General features: G+C 49.9%; 1 protein-coding gene. It reads right to left on the bottom strand.

Annotated features, from left to right (window positions below):
• Window positions 1–2 precede the first annotated feature (2 nt).
• A partial coding sequence (locus tag R7Z49_RS25710; RefSeq protein WP_318112495.1) for a DMT family transporter occupies window positions 3–645 on the bottom strand: 643 nt, incomplete at its 5' end.

Here is a 645-nt window from a genome sequence, read left to right as displayed (position 1 = left end):
AGCTAGATTTTTCTTTCAACTAACTTTGTCTTTTTTGCTTCCCAGTGCGTGATGAATGCAATCGGCGCCACAATAATGGCAGCGCCTAGCCACAAACGACCAGGAGGCACCCATCCAAAGACCATCCATCCAGCCAGCACATTTAAAGGCAGTTTAGCGTGATCGAAGGGTTGAACGAAGGAAGCGTCCGCAACTGCGTAAGCTTTCACAATCGCCCATTGCGCTAATGCTGTTAGTGCACCAGCAAAAAGAAGGATCAGCCAAATAGTCCAGTCACTAGGCATGGTAAAGCTTGGTATCGCTAGCACAATATTGAAAGGCGTGATCAGTAACAACAAGTAAACCACCATGGTAGACGGTGGATCGTTTACCGACATCTTTTTCACCATCAAAGAATACGCCGCCCAAAAGAAGGCCGCCCCAACAGGCAGCAGAGTTGCCCAAGTGAAGGAGTCTGACCACGGCTCTAAGATGATCATGGCACCGATAAAGCCAGTTAGTGTGGCAAGCCAGCGTGCGGTGCCCACTTTCTCTTTCAAGATAAGCCCTGAGCCTACGGTCGCAAACAGCGGAGAAGTCATTAGCAGCGCAATGCCTTGCCAAATCGGAACAGGGTAAGCGAGCGCCCAAAGCCACAGTTGGATA

It is taken from the genome of Vibrio sp. 1562, assembly GCF_033340155.1.
GTDB classification, from domain to species: domain Bacteria; phylum Pseudomonadota; class Gammaproteobacteria; order Enterobacterales; family Vibrionaceae; genus Vibrio; species Vibrio alginolyticus.
The sequence above is the reverse complement of the archived record's forward strand: the minus strand, read 5'-3'. Positions and strand labels throughout refer to the sequence as shown.